Raw genomic sequence first — 24,069 nt, forward strand, 5'->3', positions numbered from 1 at the left:
CACGACGATGGGTACTGCTGCACAACAACGTTTTTCGACCGGCACGGCGGTGGTCACCGGGGCGGCCGCGGGTATCGGCGAGGGACTCGCGCGCCGGCTGGCGTCGCTCGGGATGACGGTGGTCGTCGCCGACGTCGACGCCGATCGCGCTGCCGCGGTGGCCGCCGACATCTCCTCGGCCGGTGGGCGGGCCGAAGGGCGGGGCGTCGACGTCAGTCACCCCGACGAGGTCGAGGCGCTGGCCGAGTCGGTGTTCGACCGGCACGGCAGCGTCGAACTGCTCATCAACAACGCGGGGATCGAATCGGCCGGTCTGCTCTGGGAGATCGACGACGCACGCTGGCGCCGACTCATGCAGATCAACGTCGACGGGGTGTTCTACTGCCTCCGGTCCTTCGTCCCCCGGATGCTCGGGGCGGGATCGCCGGCGTGTATCGCCAACATGTCGTCGGTCGGTGGACTCAATGCGGTTGCGGTGCAGGGGCCCTACATCGTGAGCAAACACGCGGTGCTGGCGATGACCGAATGCCTGCACCAGGACCTGTCGATCGTGGGAGCCCCGATCCAAGTGAGCGCGATCATCCCGCACTCGGTCCGAAGTCAGATCTTCCTCGCGGCTCAGCGGGAGGCGCCGACCGACAACCCGACCGCCAACGCGGTCTTCGATGCCATGCAGCGCGACAACGTGGCCAAGGGCCTCGATCCGCTCGATGCCGCCGAGCACATGATCGAGCAGATCGCCGAGGGCGAGTTCTGGATTCACTCCGACGACGAGATGTGCGCGGCGGCGGCCCATCGTCGTGGCCGCCAGCTCCTGGACCTTCTCCCACCACCAGACCCACGAGACATGCTCACCCGCATGGGTGTGCCGCTCCCGGAAGGCAAATCATGACCGAGACCATCTCCGCAGGGGTTCAATCCGACGGAACATCCGACGGGGCCCGTGTCGATCCGGACGCTCTCCGCGAGATCCTCACCGAGTGCGACCCCGCGCCGCTGCTCATGTCACTCGTCCATCTCACCGGGGACACCGCACTTCTCGACGAGTTCGGAGCCAGGCTCGAATACTCCCGTCCCGGAACGCACTACGGCACCCCGACGCCGGGCGCCCTACCTGCCGGGCAGTATCCGCAGGACGTGGTCGACGACGTCCGGGCCCGGGCGCTGGAGATCCTCACCGGTTCCGATCTCGTTGCGCAGCTGGAAGTACCTGCGCCCGACCTCTTCAGCGCGATGGCCCGGGTGGCCACCTCGCAGGAGGTCGACGAGGAGTTCATCCCGCTGCTGCGCGAACAGGCCGGTTTCGTCACCGACGAGCGGTATGTGCCGGTGACCGCGACGCCGCCGACCGACTTCGAGGTGATCGTCGTCGGCGCCGGTATCACCGGTATCAACGCCGCGATCAAGTTGGGCCAGGCGGGCTTCTCGTACACGGTCTTCGAATCCAGAGACGAGATCGGCGGCACCTGGACCCGCAACACCTACCCGGGCGCGGCCGTCGACACGCCGAGCCACTACTACTCCTATTCGTTCGAACTGAACCCGAACTGGTCCCGGTACTACCCGACGGGCCCCGAATACCAGCAGTATCTGCTCGACGTGGTCGCCAAGCATGAGCTCCGCGAACATATTCGGCTGAAGACCTCGGTGCAGTCCATGACGTGGTCTGAGGAGGATCAGGTCTGGGAGGTCGTGACCCGCGACCGCGCCGGCGCCGTCGAGCATCACCGGGCCAAGGCCGTCATCTCGGCGCTGGGGATGCTGAACTCCGCCAACATCCCCGACGTGCCTGGCCTGGACACTTTCGACGGTCGCGTCGTCCACACCGCCGAGTGGGATGCCGACCTCGATGTCACCGGCAAGCGAGTCATCGTCCTGGGAACCGGTTGCACGTCGGTCCAGGTCGTGGCGAGCATCGTCGACAAGGTGTCGGCCCTCGACGTGATCGTCCGCACCCCGCACTGGATCGTTCCCGAGCGCACCGTCGTTCACGACGTTCCTGCCGGACAGCGCTGGGCGCTCGAACATCTCCCGTTCTACAACCAGTGGTTCCGCCTGCGTTCCTACTGGTTCGCCTCGGACAACCTCTACCGCTTGCCGCGTGTCGACCCCGAGTGGGCGGCCAGCCACTTCTCCGCGTCCGCCGAGAACGACATGGTCCTGAAGAACGCCCAGAAGTATTTGCGGGACAGCTTCCCGGACCGTCCCGACCTCATCGAGAAGTTGACGCCGGACTTCCGCCCCTACGCCAAGCGGATCGTCAAGGATCCCGGCTTCTATGCAGCACTGAAGCGGGACCATGTGTCGTTACACCGCGCCTCGTTCGAGCGGGTGACCCCCGAGGGTGTGCACACCACCACGGGCGAGTTCATCCCGGCCGATGTGATCATCTTGGCCACCGGTTTCACGCTCGACTTCACGACGAAGATCGACATCGTCGGACGGAACGGCGAGAAGCTCGCCGATGTCTGGAAGGGCGGCGAGGACCCGCGCGCGTACAAGGGCGTCCAGGTGTCCGGCTTCCCGAACCTCTTCGTGACCTCGGGTCCGAACTCGGCGCCCAATCACGGGGCCGGACACAACATCACGAGTGAGGAACAGGTCCACTACGTGGTGGAGTGCCTCCAGTATCTGCTGGAGCACGACTACGCATCGATGGATGTGCGGCAGGAAGTGCTCGAGGAGTACAACGCCGAGGTCGACAAGGCCCTCGACGAGACGGTCTGGGTGCACACCGGCGGGCCGGTCAACAGCTACTACCGCAACAGCAGCGGACGGGCCATCGTGCCGTGCCCGTGGCGCCTGGTCGACTACTGGACGATGATGCGTGAACCGGATGCCGAGGACATGACCTTCGTCTCCGGAACCGGCGCGCCCGCGGAGTCGGCCCGATGAGCGCACCCTCGACACACACCGTCGACCTCCTGGTCATCGGAGCCGGTACCGGTATGGCCGCCGCGCTTGCCGCGCACGAGCTGGGTCTGAGCACCCTGGTCGTCGAGAAGTCGGAGTACGTGGGTGGTTCGACCGCCCGCTCGGGCGGGGCGTTCTGGATCCCCGGCAACCCGGTGCTGACGAGCGCGCAGCCCGAGGACACGACCGAGGTGGCCGCGACCTATGTGGCCTCGGTCGTCGGAGACACCGCGCCACGCGAGCGCGGCACCGCCTTCCTCGATCACGGGTCGGCGGCGGTGGCCATGCTCTCGCGGACAACGCCCATGAAATTCATGTGGGCACCGGGTTATTCGGACTACCACCCGGAGTTGCCGGGTGGGTCGGCGGTCGGTCGGACCTGCGAATGCAAGCCGTTCGACGCGGCGCAGCTCGGGTCCGAACGACCGCGACTGCGTCCGGGTCTTATGGAAGCGCCGCTGCCCATGCCCGTCACCGGTGCCGACTACAAGTGGCTCAACCTGCTGACGAGGGTGCCGCGCAAGGCGGTGTGGCGGGTGGCCAAAGCGCTGTCGATCGGCGTCGGCGGACTCGCTCTGAGGAAGGAGTATGTGGCCGGCGGTCAAGCCCTGGCGGCGGGTCTGTTCGCCGGAGTCGTGCGTGCCGGGATTCCGGTGTGGACCGACTCGCCGATGGTCCGGCTGCTTTCCGACGGTGGCCGGGTGACGGGTGCGGTGGTGCGACGCAACGGTGTCGAGACCGTTGTGCGGGCCCGCAGAGGTGTTGTCCTCGCCGCCGGTGGATTCGACCACGACATGGAGATGCGCCACAAGTTCCAGTCCGAACAGCTGATCGACGGGGTCAGCTTAGGGGCCACGACGAACACCGGCGACGCCATCGAGATCGGCCAGGAGCTCGGAGCCGGCCTCGCGTCGATGGACCAGGCGTGGTGGTTTCCCGCGGTGGCGGCGGCCCCGGGTGGGTCGCCGTCGGTCCTGCTCGCCGAGAGGTCCCTGCCGGGTTCGTTCATCGTGGACGCCTCGGGCCGCCGGTTCATCAACGAAGCGGTGGACTACATGAGTTTCGGACAGCGCGTGCTCGAACGCGAGCGTGCCGGGGATCCGGTCGGCGAGATGTGGCTCGTGTTCGATCAGAAGTACCGGAACAGCTATGTCATGGCGGGCGGCTTGTTCCCCCGGCAACCGCTGCCCCAGAAGTGGTATGACGAGGGTATCGCGGTCGCCGCGGACGATCCGCGCGATCTGGCGGTGCGTATGGGGGTCGACGAGTCCCGCTTTGTGGACACGTTCGATTCGTTCAACACCGCCGCCCAGGTGGGTGTCGACCACGCGTTTGGCCGGGGTTCGAGTGCATACGATCGGTACTACGGCGACCCGACAGTCACACCGAACCCCAATTTGCGCGCCTTGCATCGTGATTCGCTCTACGCGGTCCGCGTCGTGTTGAGTGATCTGGGAACCTGTGGTGGGTTGCGTGCCGACGACCGCGCACGGGTTCTACGCGAGGACGGTTCGGTGATCGACGGTCTGTACGCGATCGGCAACTCGGCTGCCAACGCATTCGGCGCCACCTATCCCGGTGCGGGTGCGACGATCGGTCAGGGACTCGTCTACGGGTACATCGCCGCCCTCGCGGCCGCCGGGAGGCTGCCGGATCCGGCGAAAGCTGCTCACTGACAACTGAACACCGAGAAGGGCCCCGATGACCAGTCATCGGGGCCCGTCTCGTGTGCAGAGTGTCAGCGCGCGTTGAAGCCCGCGTCGACGGGGAAGGTTACACCGGTGATGTACTTGCCGGCGTCGCTGACCAGGAAGGCGATCGCGTTGGACACGTCGATCGGATCGATGAACGGTACCGGCATGATGTTGCGGACCGCGTCGAAGTCGGCGTTCGGATCGCTGTAGAACTGTTCGATGATCGGATTCTGGATCATCGGGGTGGCCACACCCGTGGGGTGGATGGTGTTGACCCGGATGTTCTGCGGGCCAAGCCAATTAGCGTAGTTGCGCATCAGGCCGACCACGCCGTGCTTGGCGGCGGTGTAGGCCGCGTTCACCCCACCCATGCCACCGGTGCCCTTGAGGCCCTGGCTGGAGCTGGTGATCACGATCGACCCGCCCTGGTTCTCGAGGAGGCTCGGCACAGCTGCCTCGACCGTGTTGTGGACGCCGTTGAGGTTGACGTCGATCACGTCGAGGAATGCCTCATGGGTGTTCACGTTGACGCCCAGCGGCATGATGCCCGCGTTCGCGAGCACGATGTCGACGCGCCGTCCGAGGGTCTCCTCGCCGCGTGCGAGTGCCGACGAGACCGCCTCCGGGTCACGGACGTCGCCTTGCGAGGCCACGATCTTGCCGCCGGCCGCCTCGACCTCCTTGATCGTGATGTCCAGATCGTCCGGTGTCGACATCGCGTACTCGACAGTGGAGATCTGCGAGCAGAGGTCGATCGCGATGATGTCGGCGCCCTCGCTCGCGAGTTTGATCGCGTGACTGCGGCCCTGTCCTCGTGCGGCGCCGGTGATGAAGGCTACTTTGCCATCGAGCGTTCCCATTGTTTCCTCTCGGTCCCGACCACGTGACTGCTCATTGTTGTTTCTGTTCCCCTGGCGGACAGGACTTTTGTCCCCGGGGACGGTCCTCCGCAGAGGAGGGCTCCGGGTAAAGCTACGAGGGCGCGAAGGTCGGGCCAAGACGGGTTCCTGACCAGTGGGACGGGCTTGAGAGTCGAGGGATCTCGGCGGCTCGCCTGTCCGTCCCGGCCAACGGGAATCAGGGCGCGGATGACGATCGCGGGAACTATGGTCGCCATCACAGCGGTGTCGACGAGGAGATGGATGTGATGGCATCAGTTCCGGATCAGGCGGTACGCACGAACACCGACGGCGGGGCGGGCCTGCCAGAGGTCGACGGGCAGCTCATGCGTCGGGTGCTCGGCCACTTCGCGACCGGTGTGGTCGCGGTGACCGGCGTGCACCCGGCAACCGGGGAGCCCACCGGTCTGGCCGCAAATTCGTTCACCTCCGTCTCGCTGCACCCGCCCCTGGTCGCGTTCTGCGTCGCGCAGACGAGCTCATCGTGGCCTCTCGTCCGAGCGTCGGGACGGTTCACCATCAACATCCTCGCGGAGTCGCAAGAGCACATCTGTCGTCAGTTGGCCGCGCGTGGAACCGAGAAGTTCCGCGGCCTGAGCTGGGACCCGTCACCCTCGGGCGCGCCGGTGCTGACCGGGACCCTGGCCTGGATCGAAGCGGAGATCGAGAACGAACACGAGGCGGGCGATCACACGATCGTGGTGGCCAGGGTTCGTCACCTGCACGCCTCCGACCAGGCGCCGCTGTTGTTCTTCCGGGGTCAGTACGGGCGCTTGTCCGCGGCACATGCGGGCTGAGGGAGAACAGGGGAACACCGTGACGATGACACCGTTGAACTGCAGGGGTTGCGACCGGGTCGTGCGCGTCGAGAAGTTCAGTGCGGCACACACATCGGTCGAATGGACCTTCGATTCCCGGGAGTGTCCCTTCATCGCTGCGCTGGCGGATTCCGACGTCTTCGGATCGCATTCGCGCCAGTGCGAGCAGCTGCGCCAGACGATAGATCAGGCTGTCGTCGACCACCGACTGACCGAGTCCGTGCTGGAACTGCCCACGGCAGAACAGCTTCCGCGGTTGCACTGAGGCCCGGCGTCGTCCTCGAATCGTCCGCGAGCGCTCCGCTCCCGGTGTGTGCCGGTGAACGGGAACCGTGTCGATCGTTTCGAGGTGACGGTGGCACGCTCGTGAGATGACGATCAACGGAGACACCCGCACCCCAGATACCCCGACCTCCGACGCCCAGAGCGCAGATTCCCGGGCCACACCCGAACTCCTCGAGCTGCCCACCGAGCACGGTATTCTGCGCTACCGCGAGGCCGGCGACGGCCCGCCTCTTGTCCTACTCCACGGATCGGGTCCCGGAGTCACCGGCTGGCGGAACTTCCGCGGGAACCTCCCCGCGCTCGCCGCGCAGTTCCGCACATTCGTGCTGGAGCTCCCGGGATTCGGGGTCAGCGACAGCTTCGGGACTCCCCATCCGATGATGTCCGCACAGACCGCGGTGACAGCCTTCCTCGACGGGCTAGGCCTCGACCGCGTGCGCATGATCGGCAACTCCATGGGCGGGTTCATCGCAACCGACTTCGCGTTGAATAATCCGGCTCGCGTCGAGCGACTGGTTACCGTCGGCGGTGCCGGGACGAATCTCTACGGCCCCCAACCGGGCGAAGGCATCATCCGGCTCAGCGAGTTCGTCGAGAACCCGACCCGCGAATCGTTGGTCTCCTGGCTCAATTCGATGGTCTACGACCGCTCGCTGATCACCGAGGAGATGATCGACGAGCGATGGGCGCAGGCGACGGACCCGGACACGCTGGCCAGTTCGCGCGCGATGTACGGCACGGCAGCCTTACAACGAATGTCCGATGCGATGCGGACCTCCGACGCGACACCCGGCTGGGCAAACCTGCGCAAGCTCCAGGTGCCGACCCTGATCACCTGGGGGCGCGACGATCGGGTCAGCCCCGTGGACATGTCGATCATCCCGATGCGGACCCTGCCCTTCGGCGAGGTTCACATCTTTCCCAACTGTGGCCACTGGGTCATGATCGAGCAGCAGAAGGCATGGGAGTCAGCGGTTCTCGCGTTCCTGACGCGCTGATGGCCTCCGGCACCGGACAGCGAGCGCCCCACGGGACCTCCCGTGGGGCGCTGCTCGTCTCGACGTTCTACCGCGCGGAATCCACCGAACCGGCCAGCTCAGCTGTTGGCACCACGGGTTCGTCGGCGGTGCAGAAACTGTGGCAGACACGTTCTCTCACGATGCATCGTGGGTTCTCGGGGTCGAAGAATGCATCCACCGACGCCCAGTGGATAGGGTGGTCCATGTATTCGCCGAGCAGCCCGTCGATGTCGGCGAACTCTTGCTCCCAGACGTGCGTCCACCGTGAGTCACCGCCCGCCTCTGCCACGTGGCTGAGCTGCCACGCCCGCATCGAGGTGACGAACCGCGGCATCCGCAGGAGCGTACGTTCGAACTCGTCGATCTCTTGGTCCGATGCCGTCTCGTCAACCCGCAGGAGCAGAGTGCGATAGACGATTCCGTCCTCGCTGTGCTGCCGCCGGCCCGAATCCCCGGCCAGGCGGGTGTTCGCACCGTGATATTCGACCGAGTTGACGCGAGCGACCGATGCTCCCGAAGTCGCCCACTCGACATCGGCGCGGCCCCGCCGCCACTCCTCCTCGGAATCGAACTGTAGGTGGACGACGAGGTCTCCGCCGTTGCGGACTCCGGCCAGCGTCGGCGACACAAGGGTCCTGCGCGCACCTGTCGCCGAGGCGGCCGCGGTCACACGGTCGACTATCGCGTCCAGTGCCCGTGGGTCGTCGGGGTCGGTCAGGTGGATCAGCCGGGTGATCTCATACATCGCAGAGTCCTTCCACGTCGCCTACATCGGCCGCCATGGAACGGGAGCGCTCGACGATCATCGGCGCCTTGTCGGTCCACCATTGTGCGGGAGCAGGGTCGTGCCGGGCGGCGACCATGGTCTGCCACCAATCGCGTGGTCCCTGTACCGACCAGGTCGCGGTCACGGTGTTGCTGGCGTCGTCGAGCCAGACCGGTGGGCTGACGACAATCCGATCCAAGGTCAATCCCCGGCGCGTGGCGGCAGGTGCGTATTCATCGAGGTAGGCGTCGACGAAGTCGCGTGCCGCACCGGGTTTGAGGACGACCTGATCGACAACGAAGATGGTTCGGTCGCTCATGGACGATCACGCTATCGGGCCGGTGACAACCTGCTGGTCTATTTCCCGGTAGCCGGGAGGTGAGCGGATCGGGCGAGCCGCGCTCCCGATGATCGGGAAAGCAAACGCCGTTTCACGGGCAGCCCGTTGATAGTCTCGGCTGGTGAGCGACGATCCCCATCCGAATCTGCCGGCGACGAGCTGGGCGGTGCTGGGCATGTTGTCGTTCGGCGAGGAATTGACCGGCAATGATCTCAAGAAGTGGGCGGACTGGAGTATCGGCTTCTTCTACTGGAGCCCGTCGGTGAGTCAGGTGTATGCCGAACTGAAGAAGCTCGAGGATCAGTCGCTGGTCGTGTCGCGCAAGGTGTCCGACGAAGGTGTCCGGGGACGGCGCGTCTACGGAATCACCAACACCGGTCTCGAGGCGCTGCGCAACTGGTCTCGTTCGGCCGACGTCGAGATCCCCGTGCTGAAACACGGGGTGATGTTACGTCTGTACATGGGTCATCTGCAGACGCCCGAGGAACTCAAACACGTTGTGCGTGCCCACATCGCCAATCTCCGCGAGACCGCGGACCGGGCTGCGCTGCACGCCGAACACTCCGAGGCCGAACCGGGCTGGGCCTTCTCCCAGATGAGCCTGCGGTGGGCGCAGCGTTATTATCAGTCCGAGATCGAGCTCGCGCAGGAGTTGTTGGCGGAGATCGATTCCGCCGCGGCGCGGTTCGACTCAGCCGCCGACCACGACGATCGGGGACTCCCGATCCCGAGGAATCCCGGCGCATGGCGCGACGTCCCGGCCGATTCGGGAACGAGCGACTCCGTACAACCCGGCTGACGGGTCGCGCCGCGGGGCGGCGGAGCGATCACCCCTCGGCGAGCACTCGTGCCGCGGTGGGCATCGACCGCATCAGGTTGCGGCGCTGCAGGGTAGGGGTGACCCGCGTTCCGTCGCACATGCTGCGCCAGATGGCGCCGGCGGTCAGGCGCACCGGGTTGATCATCGTCGAATCGAAGGTCAGATCGCGCAGGGGCCCACACACCGAGACTGCTGTGGTCGCCTCGCCGATCGGTCCGATCGGCGCGGCTATGCAACCGAAACCGCTGACGGATTCGTTGCGCTCGAAAGCGATTCCATGTTCGAGAATCAGATCGGCGCCGGGAATCCGGTGCCCGCTGTAGGCGAGCAAGGCTCGTCCCAGCGCGGAGCGGCGTGCGTCCCGGCGACCCCCGATCCGGGTGGGCACAAGGGGCGCCAACCGGCCGCCGATCTTGTCCAGGTAGACGACATCGTCACCGTCCAGGACGGCCAGGTGCACCACCATGCCGGTTGTCCGATACAGCTGCTGGAGGTGTTCGGTCGACGCGGCGTGCACACGGTCCTGGTGAACGGCCAACGATCCCAGTTCGACGAGCCGGATACCGAGGCTGTAGTTGCGGCCGTCTCGGCTCAGCCACCGCAGGGCGACGAGCCGCTCGAGCATCCGGTGCGCCGAGGATCGCGGCAGGCCGGTCCGGAGCACGATCTCGGCGAGGCTCAGTCGGTCCCGGCCGTCGAAGGCGTCGAGGACAAGCGACAACCGATCGAGAATTGCGCTCGGTGCTGACGGGGCGTCGTCGGCGATCTCGTTCGGAATGGACATGCCGTCGCTCCTGTTTCCGGGCTGCATCGCCCTGACGTGGCTATTTCTATTAGGAAGTGTGCCACAGAGCGCACCTAATGTGAAACGGCTCACGGAAATCGTGCGCAGATTCGGCCCCGGGTGCGGCCGGATTCACGCCCCGGCGACGACCACCAGCGGACATCTGGTGCCGGTGAAAATGCTCGCCGCGCACAGGTTGCAGTGGATGCACAGCGAGGTCGTGGTCAGATCCTCCTGGATGCGATTGATCAGGTCCGGCTCGCGCAACAGTGCGCGAGCCATGGCCACATACTCGAAGCCGTCGCGCATCGCGGTGGTCATGCCGCCGTGATCAGTGACCCCGCCGAGGAGCACGAGAGGCATGGTCAGCGCCTCGCGGAACTGCCGCGCGTGATCGCGGAAGTAGAGCGGTTCGTACGGGTACTGCTTGAAGACGAATCGGCCGAACATCTTCATTCCGAGTTTGACGATGCCCGACTGAGTCTCGGCCATTGCACGAACCGGCACGTCGCCACGGAAGAGATACATCGGGTCCAGCAGCGACGACCCGCCGGTCAATTCGATCGCGTCGAGATGTCCATCCGCCTCGAGCATCTGGGCGAACCGGAGTGATTCGTCGAGCCACAGCCCGCCCGGCACGCCGTCCGCCATGTTCATCTTGGCGATGACGGCGACCTCACCGGCGGCCGCCGCGCCGACCTCGGCGACGATCCGGCGGGCGAACCGGGCGCGATTGGACAGCGATCCACCCCAGGAATCCCTGCGACGGTTGATGTTCGGGCTGAGGAAGGAACTCGCGAGGTAGTTGTGGCCGAGATGGATCTCGATCGCGTCGAAGCCGACGTCCTTGGCCATGCGTGCGGCATCCCCGTGCGCTTTGATGACCCGGACGATGTCGTCCTCGGTGGCGGCACGGTCGAATCCCATTGCCAGCGGGTTCGGCCGGGCCGACGGGGCGATGGATGGCAGTCCGTTGGACCGCGAGTTGGCCACCGGTCCCGCGTGTCCGATCTGGGCCGACACCTTGGCGCCCGTCGCATGCACGGCGTCGGTGAGCCGTCGGAGGCCGGGGAGGGCGTCGGCCCGCCAGTAGATCTGATCGCGCTCGGTGCGCCCTTCCGGGGCGACGGCGAGGTAGGCGACGGTGGTCATCCCGACACCACCCTTGCCGACGGCCACATGGAAGTCGATGAGTTCCTCGGTCACCAACGCGTCGCGGGTGACGCCTTCAAAGGTTGCCGACTTGATGATGCGGTTGCGCATCGACACCGGACCCAGGCGGGCCGGGGCCAGTGGATTCGGCGTGGTCGTCGCGGGAACGGGGGATGCGATGTCGGGCATCGGGATCTCCTTGATTCGGTGGACTGGTCCTGAAAAGGCAGGGGGCTGTGCACACCTGGTGCAGGACCGGTTGTGTCGGGCGGTTCGGACCGTGTGATCTCGCGTGAGACCCGGCCTCAGGTGTCGGCGGGGATCTCCGGGATGCGGATGTCGATCCAGCCGAGCATCGCGTCGACCGCGTCCGCGGAGTCTCCGTCGGCACCGGAATCGGCCCATTCGGTGAGGGCGGCGAACGCGGCGGCCTGGTACGTCGACGCCAGTGCGCGGCAGATCGCGGGCGGCGCGTGCGGCACCCGCCGGCCGATGAAGGCGGCGAGTTCGTCGATCCAGGGGCGATAAGCGCGGGGTGCCATCGCGAAGAGCTCCGGCTCGTCGGCGATCAGCCGTAACCAGGCCGGATTGACGCGCTGCACGCGGGGATGATGCGACACCGAGCTGACGACGCCGGTGCGGATCGCATCGGCGAGCGAGTCGGCGGCCGAAGTCTTCTCGAGAGCGTCTCGCAGCCGGACGGTGGCCTGTGCGACGCCGGTCCAGGCGATGTCGGCCTTGGTAGGGAAGTGTCGCAGCAGCGTCCGCGCGCTCACTCCGGTGGCGTCGGCCAGGTCGGCCCAGCTCGTATCGGCGAAACCCTGGTCGCGCCACAACCGGAACGCGGCTTCCGCGACGGCTCCGGAATCGATCACCGACGGTCGACCGCGCCCGCGCCGGCCGACGGCGGGGGGCGGCGCGGGCGGATCGTCGAGAGGGGGCACGCACTGAGCAGACCATTTTTGTCCTAGTGTGTCAAATATAGGCGGTGCGCGGTGCCGTCGTCATCAAGACGGAGGAGCAAGCGATGGGAGAACGAGCGGTGAAGTGTTACGTGGTGACCGGCTCGGCGTCGGGAATGGGCCGTGCTGTCGCGAAAAAGCTTCGCGTACAGGGGCATAAGGTCATCGGCGTCGACCTCGTCGACGCTGAGGTCGTCGCGGACCTGTCCACCGCGGGCGGGCGGCGTACGGCGATTGCCGACGTCCTTGCGGCCGCAGGCGGACGGCTCGACGGTGCGGTTCTCGCCGCGGGTCTGGGGCCGACGCCGGGCGAGGAACGGCTCCGTCTGATTGCCGAGGTCAACTATCTCGGCGTCGTGGAACTGCTCGAAGGCTGGCGGTCCGCGCTGTCCGCCGCGGACGAGGCGAAGGTCGTCGTGTTCTCGAGCAATTCGACCACGACCGTCCCTGCGGTGCCCTCACGTACCCTCGCCGCGTTCGCCGAACGCGACATCGACAAGGTGTGTCGGTCGGTCCGGATCTTCGGCAGGCAACGAGCGCCCATCGTGTACGCGGGCTCCAAGCTGGCGGTCAGTCACTGGGTGCGTCGCGCGGCCGTGTCCCGGGAGTGGGCGGGTGCCGGCATCCGGTTGAATGCGCTGGCTCCCGGTGCGATCCTGACCCCTCTCCTCGAAAGGCAGCTGGGGACCCCGACCGAGGCCAAAGCCATCCGGAGCTTCCCGGTCCCGATCGGCGGATTCGGCGATGCCGACCATCTCGCTGACTGGGTCCTGTTCATGCTGTCCGACTCCGCCGAATTCCTCTGTGGGAGCGTGCTGTTCGTGGACGGCGGCTCGGACGCGTACTTCCGGGCCGAGGACTGGCCGCGATCGGTGCCGATCCGGCGCTTGATCGGTTACGTCCGGCGGTTCCGGGGATTCGTGCCGAACAGCTGACGCGGCGACCGTTCGGTCGCCTCACCAACCGCCCCGCTCCGTCCGGACCGGGGCGGTTCGGCGTGCAGACCAGCGTCGCGAGGCGCCGTGGTCCGAACTGCCCGACGAATGTCCCGGTCACCGGGAACCGCCGTCTCCGCACCCGTACGACCTGCGCTCATAATTCACTGCTTGCACCCGGAGGGTGACGCGAATCACGCGGGGGGAGCCGATGTGTGGGATGTCCTATCCGATGCGCGGGCCTCGCAGTTCTGTGAAGGAGTACCTGTTATGAAACTCGGTGGACTGACTCGCCATCGGCGAGCCGTGGCCGGCCTGAGCGCGCTCGCGGTCGTGAGCGTGGTCGGCCTGACGGCATGCGGCAGTGACGATTCCTCGAGCAGCAGCGCACCGTCGGCGGCGACGACGTCCCTGCCCGCCGACCCGGCCGACGGCACACCTGTCAAGATCGGCTTCATCTCCGCCGAAGGCGGTGCCGCTGTCTCACTGCCCGAGTATCGGCAGGGCGCGGAGGCGGCAGTCGAATACGTCAACGAGAACGGCGGCGGCCTGGCCGGGCACCCGGTCGAACTGATCGTCTGCAAGCAGCAGGAAGAGCCCACCTCGGCCACCAAGTGCGCCAACGAGCTGGTGGAGCAGGGTGTTTCAGCCGTACTCTCACCAGGAACGTCCATGGGCCAGGTGATCGTCCCGATCGTCACCGGAGCCAAGATCCCCTACGTGACGCTCAACGCCGTCTCCGCCGCCGAGCTCACCTCACCGGGTGTCTCGGCTCTCTCCGCCGGACTCCCCGGGACGCTCACCGCCACGGCGACGGGCGCGAAGAGTGAGAATCTGAAGAAGGTCACGATCTTCGCCAGCGACGGTGGCGGCATCGGCAACGTGATCCGCCAGATGGGTGATCCGATCTTTCAGGCGATGGGCATCGATCTGAACGTCGTGCCGATCCCGCTGGGCGTGCCGGACCCAACCCCGATGGTCTCGGCCGGACTGTCGGAGAAGCCCGACGGAATCAGCGTCGTGGCGGATGCGGCAACCTGCGCTGCCGTGCTCAAGTCGGTCCAGACCCAGAACCCCACGATCAAGAAGATCCTCAACCCGATCTGCCTGGACCCGAACGTCACCGATGTCGTCGGTGTCGACGCCGTGAAGGGCAACATCGGCATCACCGCGACCGACTACCTCTCCGACGATCCGGATTCGGTCCTCTACCGGAGCGTCTTCGAACAGTACGCACCCGATCTGTCGATCACCGGTGCCGGATCCTCGGGCTACCAGGTCGTTCTCGGCGTAGTCCGTGCTGCCGACGGTATCCAGGGCGAGGTGAACGCAGCCGCCATCGCGGATGCCCTGAAGGCGAGCAAGAACGTCGAGATGCCCGCGGGTGGCGGAGTCACCTTCACCTGCAACGGGTCCGCCTTCCCGCAGATGCCGACACTGTGCGCGAGCCAGACGCTCTACGGCACGATCAACGATCAGGGTGTCCCGGTCGACCTCAAGGCCGCCGGACAGAAGCCGGCCGCGTAAGCGTCTGGCGCAGAAGGAAACAACATGACTGACCATCTCTCCTATCTCGTTCTCGGCCTCGGCAACGGCGCGGTGTACGCGGCCATCGGGCTCGCACTCGTGATGACCTTCAAGAGCTCCGGCGTCGTGAACTTCGCGACCGGCGCGGTTGCCCTGTACACCGCGTACACCTACGTCCTGCTGAGGACGGGGGAGCTGATGGTCCCGATCCCGGGCCTCCCCAAGTCGATTCACCTCGGTGGACCACTTGGGGTGGTTCCGGCCATGGCGATCGCGCTCGTCATAGCCGCAGTTCTCGGGGTTCTCTGCTACGCCTTGATCTTCCGGCCGATGCGCAATGCCTCGGTGGTGGCCAAGGCGGTGGCCTCGATCGGTCTGATGATCGTCCTGCAGGCGGTCATCGCCCAGCGGGTCGGCACGCAGATCCCCCTGGTGGAACCGATTTTCCCGATGAAGACCATCCCCATCGGCGACAGCGTCGCGCCAACCGACCGTATGTGGCTCGCGGGTTGCGTCGTCGGTCTCGCGATCGTCACCACACTCGCCTTTCGGTACACCAGATTCGGTGTCGCGACCGAGGCGGCGGCCGAATCGGAGAAGGGTGCCTATCTGACCGGACTGTCGCCGGACAAGATCGCGTTCAGCAACTGGGCACTGTCCTCGGTGTTGGCCGGCCTCGGCGGCATCCTCATCGCCCCGCTGGTCTCGCTGAATCCAGTTGCATACACGATGTTCATCGTTCCCGCGCTCGCCGCGACGCTCGTCGGCAACTTCTCGTCCATCTGGCTCACCGTGATCGCCGGGATCGCGATCGGCGCCCTGCAGTCCGAGGCGACCAATCTGCAGAACACCTTCGACTGGCTTCCGAAAACCGGTCTCTCCGAGGCGATCCCGCTCATCCTAATCCTCGGCTTCCTGGTGGTGAAGGGGCGGCCGCTACCCGATCGCGGTGCGGTGGTGCGCCAGGCACTGGGCCGGGCGCCCCGTCCGGAGCGGATCGTCCTCCCCGCACTGGTGTCGATCGCGTTGGCCGTCATAGCCTTGATGCTGACCACCGGGAGCTATCGGGCGGCCGTGATCACCAGCATCATCTTCGCCGTCGTCGCGTTGTCCCAGGTGGTCGTGACCGGTTATGCCGGGCAGGTGTCGTTGGCCCAGCTGACCCTGGCCGGCGTGGGTGCCTACTCCCTGTCGGTTCTCAACACCCACCTCGGCATCCCGTTCCCGTTCGCGCCCATCATCGCGGCGGTCGTCGCCACCGTGCTCGGTGTCGTCGTCGGTCTGCCGGCCCTGCGCGTCCGCGGCCTACCGCTGACCGTCGTGACGCTCGCGCTCGCGGTGTTCCTGGAGGCGTTCTGGTTCCGGAACCCCTCGCTGAACGGCGGGGTCACCGGCGCGCCCATCGACACCCCGCGGTTCCTCGGGATCGACCTCGGGATCGGTGCCGGGGAGAACTACCCCCGCCTCGCGTTCGGCGTCCTGTGCCTGATCGTGCTCGTTCTCGTCGGGCTCGGTGTGGCCTGGCTGCGACGCAGCACGCTGGGGACCGACATGCTGGCCGTCCGCGCCAACGAGCGGTCGGCGGCGGCAACCGGTATCGATGTGTCGCGAACCAAGCTGGCCGCCTTCGGGATCGGCGCGTTCATCGCCGGCCTCGGCGGCTCCCTGCTCGGCTACCAGCAGACCCTCGCCACCGCCGAGTCGTTCACGGTGTTCCTGGGAATCAGTCTGTTCGCGGTCATGTACATCGCCGGCATCACCTCGATCACCGGCGGGATCCTGGCCGGCCTCATGGCACCGGGCGGTCTGCTGTACATCGTCCTCGACCGTGCGGCCGACATCGGCGAGTACTACACGCTGATCAGCGGAATCCTGCTGATCGTCTCGGTGATGGCCAACCCGGACGGTATCGCGAGCCGGCTGCCTCACATCCCCTGGCCGGCGCTGCCCGCGCTGCGGCGGCGGGCCGTCGACGAGGTGTCGGTTGCCGCCGGATCCGCGACCTCCGGAAGCTCGGCGCCGGCGATCGACCGCACCGATCCGGTTCTCGCCGTGGACGGTGTCGGCGTCCGCTATGGCGCGGTGGTCGCCGCCGAGGACGTGTCGTTCGAGGTCTATCCGGGAGAGATCGTCGGACTCATCGGACCGAACGGCGCCGGGAAGACCACGATCATCGATGCGGTGACCGGATTCGCGCCGTCCACCGGTGCGGTCACACTAGGGGGCCACGACATCAGCACGCTGCGCCCGCACGTCCGCAGCCGGCACGGGTTGGGTCGGAGTTTCCAGGACGTCGAGCTGTACGACGATCTCTCGGTGGCCGAGAACGTCACCGTCGGCGCGAGCCGGTCCCGTTCGGACGTGCCAGTGGAACGTCGGGTCACGCAGGTGTTGCAGATGGTCGGGCTCGACGAGATGGCCGACGCCGAGGTCGCCACCCTCTCCCAGGGCCGACGCCAGCTGGTCTCGGTGGCACGAGTTCTCGCGGCATCGCCGAAGGTAGCGCTGCTCGACGAACCGGCTGCCGGGCTGGACTCCTCGGAGAGCCAGTGGCTGGGCGAACGGCTGCGGATGGCCCGCGACGCCGGGACCTCGATCCTGATGGTCGACCACGACATGGACCTCGTCCTGTCGATCTGCGACCGCGTCGTGGTACTCGACCTCGGCAAGGTCATCGCCACCGGAACGCCCGAGCAGATCCGCACCGAGGATGCCGTCATCCGTGCCTATCTCGGGATGCCAGGTGGCGCGGTGGATGCCGAGCACGAAGCGATCCCGGAGTTGCACACCGCAACCCAGACCACAAGCACCCAGGAGGTCCTGTCGTGAGCGCGTTGCACTGCACGGGATTGACAACCGGATACACCAAGCAGCGTCCGTGTGTGCGGGACGTCGACCTGACGGTCGAGGCCGGCGAGATCCGGTGCCTGCTCGGTCCGAACGGCGCCGGAAAGACAACTCTGCTGCTGGCTCTGGCGGGAATGCTGCCGCGGTTCGGCGGTGACATCGAAGTCGACGGGACCTCTCTCGCCGGTGGACGTCCACGTGACGCGGTTCGTGCCGGGATGGTCCTCGTGCCGGACGACCGCGCGTTGTTCCGGCAGCTGTCGACCGTGCAGAACCTCCGACTCGCTGTGCGGGAGCGCAGTCGGCGAGCCGCGGCTGTGGACCAGGTCATCGAGTACTTTCCCTCGCTCGAGAAGCGGTTGAAGATCGACGCGGGGCGACTCTCTGGTGGCGAGCAGCAGATGCTCGCGATCGGCCGTGCCATCGTCCAGCGGCCGAAGGTCCTGCTCATCGACGAGCTCAGCATGGGGCTCGCGCCGGTGATCGTCGACGAGATCCTCGAGGTCCTCCGGCGCCTCGCCGCCGACACCGGGATGGCAGTCGTCCTCGTCGAGCAGCATGTGCACCTGGCTCTGAACGTCGCGGACACCGCGGCCGTGGTGGTGCACGGGAACGTGGTCATCGACGACTCGGCGTCGGCCCTGCAGGCCGAACCGGCGCGAATCGAGCGCGCATACATGGGAACCGAGGGCGCGGTGGCGGTCTGACAGTGGCGGCGACGGTCCCGCTGAATGGACTCACAGGCCTACTTCGCGCACAGACGTAGTGGAATCAGCATCGTCACGTCGACCCGGATCCGGTGCAACGGGATGTCGGAATATTAGAACGTGTTCTAGAATTGAGTGATGCGCTTGCGCGCCACTGCGGTGGTGAGCGTTCCCCAGGTGTACGAGAGTGAGGCGAAATGGCGGTTGACCAGGCGATTCGCGAGCAGATCGCTGCTGACCTGGCGCGGGCGGAGGCGTCGGCGACCGCGATCGACCGGCCCACCGACGCCCATCCCGACCTCGATGTGGTCGACGCGTATGAGATCCAGCTGATCAACATCCGCAAGCGACTCGACGCCGGGGCCAAGGTCGCCGGGCACAAGGTCGGCCTGGCCTCCGAGGCCATGCAGAAGATGATGGGCGTGGACGAACCGGACTACGGCCATCTGCTCGACGACATGCAGTACTTCGAACACACCCCGATCGACGCCAAGAAGCTCTGCTTTCCGCGCGTCGAAGTCGAGGTCGGCTTCATCCTGGGCGAGGACCTGCCGGGGGAGGGCTGCACCAATCAGGACGTCATCGACGCGGTGGCCTGGGTGGTGCCGTCGATCGAGCTGATCGACTCCCGGATCAAGGACTGGAAGATCACGCTCTGCGACACGATCGCCGACAATGCGTCGTCGTGCGGGTGGATCCTCGGACAGCAGCGCGTCCCGATCTCCGAGATCGACACCGGTGACATCGAGGCGACGCTGACGCGCAATGGAGAGATCGTCGCGAAGGGCAATTCGTCTGCGGTATTGGGCCATCCGCTGAACGCCGTGAGTTGGCTCGCGCGCAAGGTCGAGGCCTTCGGAGTGCGCCTGCGCAAGGGCGACGTGATCCTCCCGGGCACCGCGACGCGGGCCATCGACATCTCGTCGGGCGACCACTTCGTGGCGGAGTTCGCCGGCCTGGGCAGCGTCACGCTCGACTTCACCTAGACACGAAGTGTCGCTGAATCCCACCAGACACGAACAACTTTCATCGAGTAATAGGAGGAACCCGTGGCAGCCAAGCTGACCGCAGCGATCATCGGGTCGGGCAACATCGGCACCGACCTGATGTACAAGCTGGAGCGCTCCGAGGTGATCGAGCCGCGCTGGATGGTCGGCATCGATGCCGCCTCCGAGGGTATGAAGCGCGCGGCCGATCATGGCCTGATCACGATGAGCGGTGGCGCCGACGAGCTGCTGGCGTCGTCGGAGCGTCCGGATCTGATCTTCGAGGCGACCTCGGCCTATGTGCACCGCGAGTACGCGCCGAAGTACGAGGAGGCGGGCATCATCGCCGTCGACCTCACCCCGGCCGCTGTCGGCCCCGCCGTGGTGCCGCCGGCCAACCTCCGCGAGCACCTCGACGCCCCCAACACCAACATGATCACGTGCGGTGGGCAGGCGACCATCCCGATGGTGCACGCGGTGAGTTCGGTTGTGCCGGTGCCGTATGCCGAGATCGTGGCGTCGGTCGCCTCGGTGTCGGCCGGTCCTGGCACCCGCGCGAACATCGACGAGTTCACCGCGACGACCTCGGCGGGTGTCGAGACGATCGGGGGCGCGCAGCGCGGCAAGGCGATCATCATCCTGAATCCGGCCGACCCGCCGATGATCATGCGTGACACCATCTTCTGCGCCATCCCCGAGGATGCGGACATCGATGCGATCGCCGAGTCGATTCACCGACGGGAGAAAGAGATCCAGGCATACGTGCCGGGTTATCGACTGTTGCAGGACCCCCAGTTCGACCCGCCGAGCGTCCTCAACGGCGGTTTCGCGCGGGTCTCGATCTTCGTCGAGGTCGAAGGCGCGGGGGACTTCCTCCCGCCGTACGCCGGGAATCTGGACATCATGACCGCCGCCGCCACGAAGGTCGGCGAAGAGATCGCAAAGACGAAGTTGGGAGTCCCCGCATGAGCACCAATGTGGTTCTGACACCGCGCGACCCGAAGCTGATGGCGAACGCGCGCAAGTACTCCGACACCCTCGACATCCGCATCACGGACTCGTCGCTGCGCGACGGCAGCCACCACAAGCGCCACCAGTTCACCGAGGAGGAGGTGCGCGCGATCGTCGGCGCGCTCGACGACGCCGGCGTGCCGGTGATCGAGGTGACGCACGGTGATGGTCTCGGCGGGTCGTCGTTCAACTATGGCTTCTCGAAAACGCCTGAGCAGCAGTTGATCAAGGCCGCCGCGGAGACCGCGAAGCGAGCCAAGATCGCGTTCCTGATGTTGCCGGGGCTGGGCACCAAGGACGACATCCGCGCCGCGCAGGACAACGGCGGCCAGATCTGCCGCATCGCGACGCACTGCACCGAGGCCGATGTGTCGATCCAGCACTTCGGACTCGCGCGCGACCTCGGGCTCGAGACGGTCGGCTTCCTGATGATGAGCCACAGCCAGCCGCCGGAGGTCATCGCCAAGCAGGCCCGCATCATGGCCGACGCCGGGTGCCAGTGCGTGTACGTCGTCGACTCCGCAGGTGCTCTTGTCCTGGAGGACGTGACGGTGCGAGTGGAGGCCCTGGTGGCCGAGCTCGGCAACGACGCGCAGGTCGGGTTCCACGGTCACGAGAACCTTGACATCGCGGTTGCCAACTCGGTCAACGCGATTCGTGCCGGTGCACAGCAGATCGACGGGTCGATCCGTCGATTCGGTGCCGGCGCCGGGAACACGCCCACCGAGGCATTCGTCGGCGTGTGCGACAAGCTCGGCATCACCACCGGCGTCGACTTCATGAAGATCGCCGACGCTGCACAGGATGTCGTCCGTCCGGCGATGCCGTCGGAGTGCCTGGTCGACCGGTCGGCGATGATGATGGGCTACGCCGGTTGCTACAGCTCGTTCCTCAAGCACGCCGAGGGTCATGCCGAACGATACGGCGTCTCGGCCGCGGAGATCCTGCTCGAGGCGGGTAGTCGCAAACTGGTCGGCGGCCAGGAGGACCAGCTCATCGACATTGCGCTCGAGCTCAAGAAGAAGCAGGACGCGAATGCCGGGGTCTGAGCTCGCGCCGGCTCATTGTGATCGAGTGAAAGATATTCGGCCAGAACGACACTGACAGCCTCCCACTGTTCGGGATCCCAGCAGCAGATGTGGACCGTTCGATGAGTGAATAACGACCAACTCATCGAGGAGGTTCACATGACAGATCCCACACTCCGGCCGGTCTCGGCGTCTCACGTCGAGTGGTCGCTGGAAGCCGATGTCGTAGTCGCCGGACTCGGCGTCGCCGGCGCCACAGCAGCGATCGAGGCTGCTCGCGCCGGCGCCGAGGTCGTGGCGCTCGAACGACTCGGTGGTGGAGGGGGCGCCGCCGCCATGTCCGGAGGTTTCATATACCTCGGCGGCGGTACTGGCCTGCAGAAGTCGCTGGGATTCGAGGACTCGGTCGAGAACATGAAGGCGTTCATGAAAGCCGCACTCGGACCTGGCGTCGACGAGGCCAAAGTCGATGTCTACTGCGAGGAAAGTGTCGAGCACTACAACTGGCTCGTGGACGCGGGTGTGGTGTTCGACGAATCGTTCTGGGGTGAGCCCGGTTGGGAACCGCCCCACGGCGAGGGGTTGATGTACTCCGGCGGAGAGAACGCCGCGCCGTTCAACGCCACGATTCCGCCCGCACCCCGTGGCCATCTCCCACGACGTGCGGCAACTGCGGACAGCGAGCAGGCCGGCGGGTACATGTTGATGAAACCGCTTCTCGCGCTGGTCGAAGAACTCGGCGTGCAAACGCTCTACGACAATCGCGTCCAGTCGCTCGTGGTCGACGACGACGATCGCGTCGTCGGAGTGATCGCCAGGAACTACGGTGTGGATCAGGCGATCAAAGCCCGGCGGGGAGTGGTTCTCGCGACCGGGAGTTTCGCCTACGACAACACGATGCTGCGCGACCACGCGCCACATATCGAAGGTCGTCCCGCGGCCTCGATCGAGAGTCACGACGGTCGTGCAATCCTGTTGGGTCAAGCACTCGGCGCGGCGACCGCGCACATGGACGCGACCGAGGTGGCCATCTTCTGCGACCCGCAGCTGATGGCCCGCGGGATCCTCGTCAACGGGCAGGGTCAGCGTTTCGTCACCGAGGACACCTACCCCGGCCGGATCGGGCAGGCGACGCTGTTGAACCAAGGAGGCGAGGCCTTCGTGATCATCGACGAGGCGTCGTTCGAGGAGGCGCTGACCACGGATTCGACGAGTGCGATGATGCGCGCCACCCCGAAATGGGTGTGCGAAAGTGTCGGCGAACTCGAGTCCGAGATCGGCCTGCCGTCTGGGTCCTTGTCCGCGACGATAGATCTGTACAACACGCACGCCGCGAACGGAACCGATCCGTTGTTCGGCAAGAAGTTGCAGTGGTTGAAGCCCATCGGGACACCTGTTGCCGCATACGATCTACGCGGAATGATGGGCGGATTCACGCTCGGCGGGTTGAAGACATCGACCGACTCCGAGGTACTCCACGTGTCGGGGGCGCCGATACCGGGGTTGTACGCAGCCGGGCGTTGCACGGCTGGCGTGTGTGCCGGTGGTTACGCGAGTGGTGCCAGTCTCGGGGATGGGAGCTTCTTCGGACGGCGCGCCGGGGTGAGTGCAGCAGCGGGGTGAGGGTTGAGACTGGGTCGACATACGGATTAGCTGTCTCTCCCATTCACCTGGACGCTCCTCTCGGAGCGTCGGCGGCACAGCTAACGTGACACACATCACCAACGTGTATTCGCTGTAAGGATGAATTTTGAACCGATTCCCGCTGGCGTTCTTCTCGTTCGTCCACCTTGCGGACAACACCCCCGAGAACCATCGGAATTACAACCGGTGGCATTTGATGGACCACCGGCCGGAGAACCTTGCTCTCCCCGGGGTGGCTTGGGGAGAACGGTGGTCTCACAACCCTGATATCGACTGTATGGACGGTGCGACAGCGGCATTCGGCTCGGTTGACTACGTTGCCATGTACTGGTTCAACGATCCTGTCGAAGAGTCTGTCGCGGAATGGAACCGGCTCGGCGCCGATTCATTCGAATGGGGTCGCGGGCCGTTGATTCCAGGTGTTCAGCGGCCACTCCTGGGATTCTTTCGGCCGGTCAAGGGTTACGCGGCTGCATCGGCGCTTGTTTCGGCCGAGGTATTGCCGCTTCGACCGAATCGCGGTGTTCACCTCACCCTCACCCGATTCGACGATGCGCGAGGTGCTCCCGCACATGAACATCATGCTGCCGAGGATCGCGAACTGATACCTGAACTACTCGATCTCGCCGGGGTGGCAGGTGCCTGGACGTTCACCTTCAGCCACCATCAGAACGTAACCATGCGTCCTCGGATCAATTCCGATGACCCGGAGGGTTCGATGCGGATTCGACTTGTATACATCGATGGTGATCTCAGCTCGACAACCGAGCGAATACGTCAGTCGCACGACGATTTCAATGCCTCGAGGGGATTCGACCGAGGAGATTCGTGTGTGCAGACCCTGGCGTGTATGTCGCTGGGCTCCATTGTGCCCTTCGCCGATTGGTGACAAGACGGGTGGCGGTCCGACGCCCTGGCGGTCCGGGCCAGCG

General features: G+C 66.0%; 22 protein-coding genes. 16 read left to right on the forward strand and 6 right to left on the reverse strand.

What is annotated here, in order from left to right:
* The first annotated feature begins 7 nt into the window (after positions 1-7).
* The 3 genes from ACFW3F_RS02060 to ACFW3F_RS02070 are packed head-to-tail and all read left to right on the forward strand — an operon-like array spanning position 8 to position 4,589.
* Complete coding sequence (locus ACFW3F_RS02060; protein WP_388053823.1) at positions 8-892, forward strand: SDR family NAD(P)-dependent oxidoreductase; 885 nt, start codon at positions 8-10, stop codon at positions 890-892.
* Complete coding sequence (locus ACFW3F_RS02065; protein WP_388053825.1) at positions 889-2,895, forward strand: flavin-containing monooxygenase; 2,007 nt, start codon at positions 889-891, stop codon at positions 2,893-2,895. The genes ACFW3F_RS02060 and ACFW3F_RS02065 overlap by 4 nt, the downstream gene beginning before the upstream one ends.
* Positions 2,892-4,589 carry a 3-ketosteroid-delta-1-dehydrogenase gene (locus ACFW3F_RS02070; RefSeq protein WP_388053827.1) on the forward strand — a complete coding sequence of 566 codons (1,698 nt, stop codon included), beginning with the start codon at positions 2,892-2,894 and terminating at the stop codon, positions 4,587-4,589. The genes ACFW3F_RS02065 and ACFW3F_RS02070 overlap by 4 nt, the downstream gene beginning before the upstream one ends.
* A gap of 62 nt (positions 4,590-4,651) precedes the next feature.
* Here ACFW3F_RS02070 and ACFW3F_RS02075 read toward each other — a convergent pair whose 3' ends face one another.
* The gene (locus tag ACFW3F_RS02075; protein ID WP_388053829.1) at positions 4,652-5,467 is read right to left on the reverse strand and encodes a mycofactocin-coupled SDR family oxidoreductase; all 816 of its coding nucleotides are present in this window, start codon (positions 5,465-5,467) and stop codon (positions 4,652-4,654) included.
* 287 nt (positions 5,468-5,754) lie between these two features.
* On the opposite strand from ACFW3F_RS02075, the gene ACFW3F_RS02080 reads away from it, so the two are divergent.
* From ACFW3F_RS02080 to ACFW3F_RS02090, 3 genes are all read left to right on the forward strand, one after another.
* Positions 5,755-6,303: a flavin reductase family protein gene (locus ACFW3F_RS02080; RefSeq protein ID WP_388053831.1), complete on the forward strand. Its 549-nt coding sequence runs from the start codon at positions 5,755-5,757 to the stop codon at positions 6,301-6,303.
* A gap of 25 nt (positions 6,304-6,328) precedes the next feature.
* Positions 6,329-6,589: a hypothetical protein gene (locus ACFW3F_RS02085; protein WP_388053833.1), complete on the forward strand. Its 261-nt coding sequence runs from the start codon at positions 6,329-6,331 to the stop codon at positions 6,587-6,589.
* A 106-nt stretch (positions 6,590-6,695) separates the two neighbouring features.
* Complete coding sequence (locus ACFW3F_RS02090; protein WP_388053835.1) at positions 6,696-7,607, forward strand: alpha/beta fold hydrolase; 912 nt, start codon at positions 6,696-6,698, stop codon at positions 7,605-7,607.
* A 67-nt stretch (positions 7,608-7,674) separates the two neighbouring features.
* Here ACFW3F_RS02090 and ACFW3F_RS02095 read toward each other — a convergent pair whose 3' ends face one another.
* Together ACFW3F_RS02095 and ACFW3F_RS02100 are read right to left on the reverse strand one after the other, a co-directional pair.
* Positions 7,675-8,373, reverse strand: coding sequence for a Dabb family protein (locus ACFW3F_RS02095; RefSeq protein WP_388053837.1), 699 nt, complete (start codon positions 8,371-8,373; stop codon positions 7,675-7,677).
* A complete protein-coding gene (locus tag ACFW3F_RS02100) occupies positions 8,366-8,713 on the reverse strand; it encodes a hypothetical protein (protein WP_354560692.1) in 348 nt (115 codons plus the stop codon). The genes ACFW3F_RS02095 and ACFW3F_RS02100 overlap by 8 nt, the downstream gene beginning before the upstream one ends.
* Before the next feature lie 196 nt (positions 8,714-8,909).
* On the opposite strand from ACFW3F_RS02100, the gene ACFW3F_RS02105 reads away from it, so the two are divergent.
* On the forward strand, positions 8,910-9,533 hold the full coding sequence (locus ACFW3F_RS02105; RefSeq protein WP_388054151.1) for a PadR family transcriptional regulator: 624 nt from the start codon (positions 8,910-8,912) through the stop codon (positions 9,531-9,533).
* 28 nt (positions 9,534-9,561) lie between these two features.
* Here ACFW3F_RS02105 and ACFW3F_RS02110 read toward each other — a convergent pair whose 3' ends face one another.
* The 3 genes from ACFW3F_RS02110 to ACFW3F_RS02120 all read right to left on the reverse strand — a co-directional run bounded on the left by ACFW3F_RS02110 (position 9,562) and on the right by ACFW3F_RS02120 (position 12,365).
* On the reverse strand, positions 9,562-10,338 hold the full coding sequence (locus ACFW3F_RS02110; protein ID WP_388053839.1) for an IclR family transcriptional regulator: 777 nt from the start codon (positions 10,336-10,338) through the stop codon (positions 9,562-9,564).
* Positions 10,339-10,470: 132 nt separating this feature from the next.
* Positions 10,471-11,679: an NADH:flavin oxidoreductase gene (locus ACFW3F_RS02115; RefSeq protein WP_388053841.1), complete on the reverse strand. Its 1,209-nt coding sequence runs from the start codon at positions 11,677-11,679 to the stop codon at positions 10,471-10,473.
* A 116-nt stretch (positions 11,680-11,795) separates the two neighbouring features.
* The gene (locus ACFW3F_RS02120) at positions 11,796-12,365 is read right to left on the reverse strand and encodes a TetR/AcrR family transcriptional regulator (protein ID WP_388053843.1); all 570 of its coding nucleotides are present in this window, start codon (positions 12,363-12,365) and stop codon (positions 11,796-11,798) included.
* Positions 12,366-12,517: 152 nt separating this feature from the next.
* Here ACFW3F_RS02120 and ACFW3F_RS02125 point away from each other — a divergent pair, with 152 nt between their 5' ends.
* The 9 genes from ACFW3F_RS02125 (at position 12,518) to ACFW3F_RS02165 (ending at position 24,026) form a co-directional block, all read left to right on the forward strand.
* A complete protein-coding gene (locus ACFW3F_RS02125; protein ID WP_388053845.1) occupies positions 12,518-13,387 on the forward strand; it encodes an SDR family oxidoreductase in 870 nt (289 codons plus the stop codon).
* A 270-nt stretch (positions 13,388-13,657) separates the two neighbouring features.
* Positions 13,658-14,914, forward strand: coding sequence for an ABC transporter substrate-binding protein (locus tag ACFW3F_RS02130; protein ID WP_388053847.1), 1,257 nt, complete (start codon positions 13,658-13,660; stop codon positions 14,912-14,914).
* Between the two features lie 24 nt (positions 14,915-14,938).
* Positions 14,939-17,743: an ATP-binding cassette domain-containing protein gene (locus ACFW3F_RS02135; protein ID WP_388053849.1), complete on the forward strand. Its 2,805-nt coding sequence runs from the start codon at positions 14,939-14,941 to the stop codon at positions 17,741-17,743.
* Positions 17,740-18,468, forward strand: a complete 729-nt coding sequence (locus ACFW3F_RS02140; RefSeq protein WP_354560679.1) for an ABC transporter ATP-binding protein — start codon at positions 17,740-17,742, stop codon at positions 18,466-18,468. Before ACFW3F_RS02135 ends, ACFW3F_RS02140 begins: the two co-directional genes overlap by 4 nt.
* A gap of 197 nt (positions 18,469-18,665) precedes the next feature.
* Positions 18,666-19,454 carry a 2-keto-4-pentenoate hydratase gene (locus ACFW3F_RS02145; protein WP_388053851.1) on the forward strand — a complete coding sequence of 263 codons (789 nt, stop codon included), beginning with the start codon at positions 18,666-18,668 and terminating at the stop codon, positions 19,452-19,454.
* 63 nt (positions 19,455-19,517) lie between these two features.
* On the forward strand, positions 19,518-20,423 hold the full coding sequence (locus tag ACFW3F_RS02150) for an acetaldehyde dehydrogenase (acetylating) (RefSeq protein WP_388053853.1): 906 nt from the start codon (positions 19,518-19,520) through the stop codon (positions 20,421-20,423).
* Positions 20,420-21,514, forward strand: a complete 1,095-nt coding sequence (gene dmpG, locus ACFW3F_RS02155; protein ID WP_388053855.1) for a 4-hydroxy-2-oxovalerate aldolase — start codon at positions 20,420-20,422, stop codon at positions 21,512-21,514. Before ACFW3F_RS02150 ends, dmpG begins: the two co-directional genes overlap by 4 nt.
* 138 nt (positions 21,515-21,652) lie before the next feature.
* Entirely contained in the window at positions 21,653-23,116 is a 1,464-nt protein-coding gene (locus tag ACFW3F_RS02160; protein WP_388053857.1) for an FAD-dependent oxidoreductase, read from the forward strand.
* Positions 23,117-23,243: 127 nt separating this feature from the next.
* Positions 23,244-24,026, forward strand: a complete 783-nt coding sequence (locus ACFW3F_RS02165) for a hypothetical protein (protein ID WP_388053859.1) — start codon at positions 23,244-23,246, stop codon at positions 24,024-24,026.
* Positions 24,027-24,069: the final 43 nt, after the last annotated feature.

The sequence above is a fragment of the Gordonia sp. NPDC058843 genome (genome assembly GCF_042743165.1).
Classification (GTDB): domain Bacteria; phylum Actinomycetota; class Actinomycetes; order Mycobacteriales; family Mycobacteriaceae; genus Gordonia.